Origin of the sequence: Lactococcus sp. FSL W8-0209, from assembly GCF_038006585.1 — a bacterium.
GTDB lineage: Bacteria > Bacillota > Bacilli > Lactobacillales > Streptococcaceae > Lactococcus > Lactococcus lactis.
In genome coordinates, this window is sequence record NZ_JBBOVN010000007.1 from 1 (window position 1) to 7,031 (window position 7,031).

Annotated in this window: 7 protein-coding genes; all 7 read right to left on the reverse strand. The window is 33.3% G+C overall.

What is annotated here, in order from left to right:
- Positions 1 to 535: 535 nt before the first annotated feature.
- Positions 536 to 1,126, reverse strand: coding sequence for a site-specific integrase (locus tag MKX45_RS12490; protein WP_340817450.1), 591 nt, complete (start codon positions 1,124 to 1,126; stop codon positions 536 to 538).
- 14 nt (positions 1,127 to 1,140) lie between these two features.
- Positions 1,141 to 1,722 (reverse strand): stage II sporulation protein M, encoded by a 582-nt coding sequence (locus tag MKX45_RS12495; RefSeq protein WP_032489107.1) that lies wholly within the window; start codon positions 1,720 to 1,722, stop codon positions 1,141 to 1,143.
- Positions 1,723 to 1,914: 192 nt separating this feature from the next.
- Positions 1,915 to 2,457 (reverse strand): DUF5067 domain-containing protein, encoded by a 543-nt coding sequence (locus MKX45_RS12500; protein ID WP_269889519.1) that lies wholly within the window; start codon positions 2,455 to 2,457, stop codon positions 1,915 to 1,917.
- A 202-nt stretch (positions 2,458 to 2,659) separates the two neighbouring features.
- Entirely contained in the window at positions 2,660 to 2,932 is a 273-nt protein-coding gene (locus tag MKX45_RS12505; protein WP_269889520.1) for a hypothetical protein, read from the reverse strand.
- A 16-nt stretch (positions 2,933 to 2,948) separates the two neighbouring features.
- The gene (locus MKX45_RS12510) at positions 2,949 to 4,169 is read right to left on the reverse strand and encodes a restriction endonuclease subunit S (RefSeq protein ID WP_340817452.1); all 1,221 of its coding nucleotides are present in this window, start codon (positions 4,167 to 4,169) and stop codon (positions 2,949 to 2,951) included.
- The gene (locus MKX45_RS12515) at positions 4,157 to 4,741 is read right to left on the reverse strand and encodes a hypothetical protein (protein WP_445667040.1); all 585 of its coding nucleotides are present in this window, start codon (positions 4,739 to 4,741) and stop codon (positions 4,157 to 4,159) included. The genes MKX45_RS12510 and MKX45_RS12515 overlap by 13 nt, the downstream gene beginning before the upstream one ends.
- Positions 4,742 to 4,796: 55 nt before the next feature.
- A complete protein-coding gene (locus MKX45_RS12520) occupies positions 4,797 to 6,122 on the reverse strand; it encodes a RepB family plasmid replication initiator protein (protein ID WP_340817454.1) in 1,326 nt (441 codons plus the stop codon).
- Between the last annotated feature and the right edge of the window lie 909 nt (positions 6,123 to 7,031).

Here is a 7,031-nt window from a genome sequence, read left to right on the forward strand (position 1 = left end):
GTTTTTTTTAAAATAAAATGCCTCAGCGCTCATTCCTCAATCGCCCTTTGTCATTGATTTTGTAATAAGTATTGCGCCCTATTCGGTTACAATCCTCACAACAAAATAGGAAATATAAAACCATAAATACTGCAAGCTATCACATTGTAATACAAAGTACTTCGTTCTTGTATTACAATGTGGCTTGAAAAGGGGGAAGTTTCACTTTCCCCTTTTATCCCCTTTGGATTGTGTCGATTTGCTTTACGCAAACGCCACCTACCCATTTTATAAAAATAAAATGGGCAAAAGATCTTTCTTTTTGTCATACAAAAAGAAGAAAAAGAGGGACGATTTTCTTCTTCCGAAATCGTCCCTCTTTTTGGATGAACGAACAAAAAATCTCTCGTATTTTGTTTGTTCATCCACTAAAAATATGCGAACAGTATGGCTTCATTCAATTCTGTTCTTACAAGTCAAAAGCATCGAATCGTCCTTGGACGATTCAACAAAAAAAGTAGTCGTTTTTGGACGACTACTAAGTTCTAAACATTCATTACCCAAAATCAATTTGGTCTAACATCGTTTCTCGACTGGCTTGATCTAACCCAAGATAGGTTAAGGTCATGGCTTCACTTGAATGGTTTAATAAATGCATCACTAAACCAATATTATAGTTTGACTGCGTATAGACCCGATAAGCACCTGTTTTACGCATGGTATGCGTTCCTAGATAGTTAATTCCTAAAAGATCACCAACACGTGCCATGACCTTATAAAATTGCTTCTCGGTGATGTGACGGTCTGGGTGAGTCGTTGAGGGAAACAACCACTCTGAATTCATATTTTGTTGGATGAGCCATGCATGATAAAGCATTAAATCTTGTTGGACAGGTTTTAAATATAACATATTCGCTTTACCTGTCTTTTGATCATGAATAAATGCAGTTTGTTTGACTGTTCCATCAAGATTAAAGATATCTGTTTTCTTTAATTTCATGACATCACTTACCCTTAAGAGAGTGGCTTTCCCCACTTGAAAGATGGTGTAATTGCGACGCCCTGCACGAAAACTATCAAGCAAGGTATCTTGAACCATTTTTAAAATGTTTGAATCTTTGATGGGGAGGACGATTTGTTGAACCATATTAGTACTCCTTTTTAACTTAATATATGACTAATCCAATCCGCAACATAAGTTTCAGTAAAGGCTGCGATAACAATTAATGGGATAACGTACTTAACATATGAGATTAATATTAACTTGAATTCATAAAATAACTTAGTATTTGTTTGTTTTTTCCTAGATATTTTGTATCTAATCCATTTGTTAAAACGATCAAGAGCGACCATCCATAAGCAAAATGCGAATATCTCTAATAACATATGAGGTAGCGAAGAAATTAATATAATAAAAGCTTTTGCAACCGAGTATCTAAATGCTATCCCAAATAAAATTCCAGGTAATATGGCTGTGAAAAGTGGCTGAATCCAATATAAAAATCGAATAGGTATAATTGAAAAAAATAACATCCCCATTGGGACTTTAAATCCATTGTTAAAAATATAAGCAACAACTAAATTTAATCCTGATTTCTGTGAGACCGATTTGGAAATATTACTTGATACAGAATTTAATGTATCTGAGAAATTAGGATTGACAATATAAGTTATTACAGCCGAGATAATAACAACAAGCATAATGATACTTAAATACTTAATGGGTTTAAAAACATTATTCATTTACTTACTCCTTTTAGAGTTATTATATGATTATAACAAAAAAATAGCCCCTAAGATATAAAGGTTAGATCTTAGGGGTTATTTTAATGGGATTTGTGAGGGGTTATTATCTAATTATAGACCCTCTATTTTGATATCTTACACTATAAACTAAAAAGCCTTAACTGTGATAGGACGTTCAAGTTGCCTTTTTTATTTAAGTGTTATTTCGTATTTATCTACAGTTTGGTAATCTTTTTGAAATAAGATTTGGATTGGGTCAGTTTCATTTTCTAACACATAAGGATAGAAACCAGATACAGTCCCATTGGGATTAATATTATCATTCAAATGATCTTCTTCTTGTGGACTTCCCGTTTCATTAACAGGCATCATTGTATACATTAAATCATTAGAAGTGTTTTCTTGTTTTTGTTGAACACGAGCCATTTCTTGGAATAAAATTTGAGCCCCTTGTGCTTCTTTTCTTTTATTAGTAAGCGTAAAGTAAACTTTTAACGCGGGTTTCCCATCAAAATTAGTTGATTTTTCAGCCTTATCAATTTTTAAAATTCCATCTTTATTAGTAAATGTCTTGGTAGAAGCATCCCAACCAGATGATTCTTTTTTAGATTCGACTTTCTTTTCGGTTAATGCTTTTTCACTAGATATTTTTTTTTCAGAATCCCCTGAAGAACAAGCTACGAGTGTAAGTAAAGCTAGTGTGGCAGTTCCAAATAGAGCAAGCTTTTTCATTAAATGTCTCCTTACCCTTTTATCGTGATTAGTGCACGTATATGTAATGGTTATATTGCAAAGTTTTCCGCTAAAAGATTAGCTGAATTTATTTCAAAAAACATGATAATATATTTTTATTCTAGCTTTTTATTATAAGTTTGTCCTTTTTCAAAATCATTATTTCCGTTAATTATAGTCCCTATATCGAGTTAAAATTATTTCAATGTCCAATTTTTTTATATTTTATCTTTTGGATCACATAGTAGATACTCCCAATAATGAGGGATAGTATTATCCATCCGAGTAATATTGTAATTAAAAAGATAAAAATAGCGAGTGCTCGATTGTCCAAATCTAAAAAACTCGATTTAAGGTCTTGAAAAGTACTTTGATTAAAAATTACTTTTATTAGTGCATTTAGAGTCATAATCCCTAATAGAAAAAAACTCGTTTGTTTAATACATCTAGTAAAACTTGGTTGTTCTTGTTTCATAAGAAATCTCCCTTGCTTATACAAATATTTTTTGTAAAAAGCCTTTTTTCTGTTCTTTCAACAAATCTAACTTACGTTGATGAAGAGCGATAGTTTCATCTAACTGTTGGAAGAATGCCCCTATTTTTTGTTGTTCTGAAAGTTTGGACGGTACATGAATTTCAATATTTGATAAATCACTTGAATTAATCGCTGGATAACTAGTCCCTGTACTTCTATCTAAAACATGTTGAACAAATTGCTTGTTTTGAACACTATTTAATAAAAAATAGCTATCAATGTTAGGACGCATTTGAGCATAACCAGTTGAGAAAACATAGTTATCATAAGGCAAATCATATAAATAGTTATTCATTTGATATGGGCGAACCGTCTGATAAAACACATCGCCTTTTTGTGCAAGACGCTGTGCCCTTGAAGGTGCTTGATCTTTAGATTCAGTTCTATGCGAGATCATTTCAGTCCCTACAACACTTTCTAAGTCTACATACTCAAATTCATCTGGAAGAACTGTTTTAGGATTAAATTGAGCTATATCTTTTAACTTACGCTCTTCCCAATCGTCAGCAAACCCCGCAAATCGCAATTCAGGAACTTTGGCACCATTTTTAGGGAACATCTTTTGTAAAAAGCCTTTTTTCTGTTCTTTCAACAAATCTAACTTACGCTGATGAAGAGCGATAGTGTTATCCAGCTGTTTAAAGAATGAACCTATTTTTTGTTGTTCTTTATAATTTGGTAAAACTATTTCCTGATTTCGGACCAGCTCAGAATTTAAGTTTACTTGACTCCCAGGTTGTCCATATTTTTGCCACTTTGGCCTAAACATTTCAAGCCACTGGAACATAAACTCTCTTTCAAAAGTAGGGTTTAAAAATATTAAAAAGCCATCATGAACACCTGTTTTAACATAGTTTACTACTGGTTTTCCAACAGTTGCAGCTATACTTAACAATAAGTGAGGTTCAGTTAAAACCCGAGTTTTTTCCTGTCCTAATTTGGATATATGTTGTTCAAGATGATATATTCTACCATTTTGTTCTGTAACATCAGCAATTCGTAACCAACCAATATCACTTTCTTTATCGAACCATTTTGGATCCTGAATTGGTCTAGGGCTTGCTCCACGCACAACTGTTGTTAAGCTTCCTAACTTACGCACTTCCCAATCATCCGTAAATCCCGGAAACCTTAATTCTGGAACTTTCTTTTTAACTGAATCATCTATTTTCGCCATAGTCCCCACCATTTTCTTGGTTTTTCTTGTGCTAATTCTTGGTCTTTTTCTTTCAGCTGTTCCTGCAAGCCTTCCATTTGCTTTTTAAGAGCGTTCACTTCATCTTTATATTGATTGTCTAAGTGTTTGAATTCTGTTTCCTGTGTAGGCATTTTAAGAGCTTTTAAGTCATTGATTTCTGACTTATACTCATCAAGTAACTTTTTATCCTGCAAGGCAAGCCTTTGTTGTTGGTCTAACAAATTTTGCATTTGAGAGATTTGTTTACTTTGTTCAGATATTATTTTATTTTGAGTTTTCACTTGCTCATACAAAATGAAATTTGAATCAGTTCTTGAATTTGAATCAGTTCTTGAATTTGAATCAGTTCTTGAATTTGAATCAGTTCTTGAATTTGAATCGGTTCTTGAATTTGAATCGGTTCTTGAATTTGAATCAGTTCTTGAATTTGAATCGGTTCTTGAATTAATAAAACTTTCTTTTATTTGACTTACGGAATAACTATCATAAACTTTTTTATTTTTGTACATTTTTGTTTCTATAAAGGAATTGTCCCTTAAAAAACGAAACATTGTCGCCTTTGAAACTCCTAACTCGTCCGCAAGTTCTTTAATGGTTTTTAAGTTCTCACTCATTGTCTAAACCCTCGCCACGTAACTTTTTGTCGATTTCCGCCTTGATTTTATCTAATTCTTCTTGTTCTTCTGCTGTCGTTTCGTTCTGATAATCTGGTAAAAAGTCTTTTGCCACTTCTTCTAACGTTCTTGGTTTTGGCTTTGTGTAATTGGCTCGTTCTGGTTGCTCTAAATCTTGCAAGGCAACGGTCGGTAAATAGCCCTCAATCGCCGTTTTAAGGTACTTAACCACGTTTCGTTTAGAATAGCCCTCTTGCTTACTTGCAACGTATGATAGATGTGTTTCTACCCCTTTTAATCCCCTTGCTTCTTTGAGTTCATCATAGAGAGGGTACACGTGTGCTTGTAAGCCTGAAAGAATTTTAGTATCCGTCAAGTCTAGATAAGACAATAAGAAATGTTCCATAAGCAACTTGGTATACGGACTTTTTAGGGCTTGTACCGTCAACATGTCTTCGGTTTCAGCTTTACGTGCTTTATCTTCTTGATAAGCCCTATCGTCCAACTTGTAGCTATTATCGTCTGCCATGCGTTTCTTCTCAATATGAAAGACAATAGAATCAATCGAACGTCCTTTTTTGACTTTCTCATAGGTCACGTTAAAAGAGGTGTGAGCGTTAATTTCTTTTAAGGGAATATCTAATATTTTTTTAGTAAAATTGGTAAATCGCTGATATTCATTGACGGTATCAGTCATTATTCTTAGTTCTTTAACCGATATTGAGGGATTCCGGTAGCTTTCTACTTGTTCGGCTCTCCGTCCCCCTTTAGCGCTGTAATGCTCGTACTGGTTATAATTCATGGATAACCAGCGATACAAAATAAGGCTGTACTTGCTGTTTAATTCTGCTAAGTCAGATAAAGCGTGTTGCGTGAAATTCTTTTTGAGATTAACTAAGTAAGGGATAATTTCAGGACTGAAACGAATTAACACTTCATCGTTATAATCTGTCCATTCCACATAAGGGATAGGCACAATATTAATAAATTTAAAGCCTTTGCCTGCTTCTTCTTTGATTCTGAAAAAGGCTTGTTTCTGCATTTTCTCAACCGCTTCTTTAAAACGACTGTGTTTGTCATTATCAGACACCTTAAAGAAAGCGAAAAGGTCTCTTTTAGAAAGATAAACCGTATTATCTTCCAGTGGTTTTTCCGTATCAATACAGGACACCGCCAATTCAAACATTTTCAAGGGCGTTTTATCCATTTTGGCTATTGAGGTAATTAGGCTGTTATGCTCCACCACTTTACGTTTTGAGAGTTCGTTCAAGGTTAGCACCTGCTTTTGATTTTTTGCTTTTTCTGTTATACTAGACATAGAAAGTTACTCCTTTGTGAGTGATTTTAAGTAGGCATAGAGAAAGTCATTTTGCCGTGAATTTTCTCTATGCTTTTATTATATCATTTTATAGCTACTTTCTCAATGTTTTAGTAGCTATATACACAGTTTTTAGTAGCTATATACACAGTTTTTAGTAGCTATATACACAGTTTTTAGTAGCTATAAAAATCTGGAAATCCTTATCCTGACTGACTTTTTCACCACGCAAAAGAAGAAAAGATTAAAATATATAAGATAAATATATATAGGCTTCGCCTTTTTTCACTCCGTTTAAAAATCTTAAAATCAAGGTCAAAAGAAAAGGTCAAAACCATTGAATTGAGGTTCTAAATTTAAACTCCCTGCATTGCTCTTGTCGCTCCGCTTGTACACTCTAATTTTATATTAGATACATTCTGCCACTAAAAAGAACTCCCTAACGGTCGTGGCTACTTTGTTTAGTCTAAACGCTTTGAATAGTCCTAAAAGCTCATAGTTTGCTTTCTAAGCCCTTTTAAGTGTTAGTCCTAATAAAGTTTACCTGATTCGTTTTAAAACTCCTTAAAAGGTCTGTAAAGCGTCAAAAAGCCCATCTAAAATACAAAAGGCTTTTAAAAACAATGAAGTTCCAAAAAGTACGCTCAAATTTATAAAATAATTTAATATCTGCATTGAGAAGTTAAGAAATGAAATCTTTATTTTTAAAATTCAGAAGTCCGAATGAAATAAGGACAATGCGCACTTACACACCACTCTAAAAAGTGGTGTTAATTTGCTCAAAAAATAGGTATCAGAAATTGCTTTCAGCAATAACCAAAAAGAGAATAGTTCTAAGAATCCATGTTCTTCTCTTAAAGTTGGATAGCACGTATTAAAGTTGTGATACATATTTCGAACTTATAAATA

Excerpts from the sequence above, each read along its gene's own strand:
- MKX45_RS12500 (WP_269889519.1), bottom strand. The coding sequence starts at position 2,457 with ATGAAAAAGCTTGCTCTATTTGGAACTGCCACACTAGCTTTACTTACA.
- MKX45_RS12515 (WP_445667040.1), bottom strand. The coding sequence starts at position 4,741 with ATGTTTCGTTTTTTAAGGGACAATTCCTTTATAGAAACAAAAATGTAC.
- MKX45_RS12490 (WP_340817450.1), bottom strand. The coding sequence starts at position 1,126 with ATGGTTCAACAAATCGTCCTCCCCATCAAAGATTCAAACATTTTAAAA.
- MKX45_RS12495 (WP_032489107.1), bottom strand. The coding sequence starts at position 1,722 with ATGAATAATGTTTTTAAACCCATTAAGTATTTAAGTATCATTATGCTT.
- MKX45_RS12520 (WP_340817454.1), bottom strand. The coding sequence starts at position 6,122 with ATGTCTAGTATAACAGAAAAAGCAAAAAATCAAAAGCAGGTGCTAACC.
- MKX45_RS12505 (WP_269889520.1), bottom strand. The coding sequence starts at position 2,932 with ATGAAACAAGAACAACCAAGTTTTACTAGATGTATTAAACAAACGAGT.
- MKX45_RS12510 (WP_340817452.1), bottom strand. The coding sequence starts at position 4,169 with ATGGCGAAAATAGATGATTCAGTTAAAAAGAAAGTTCCAGAATTAAGG.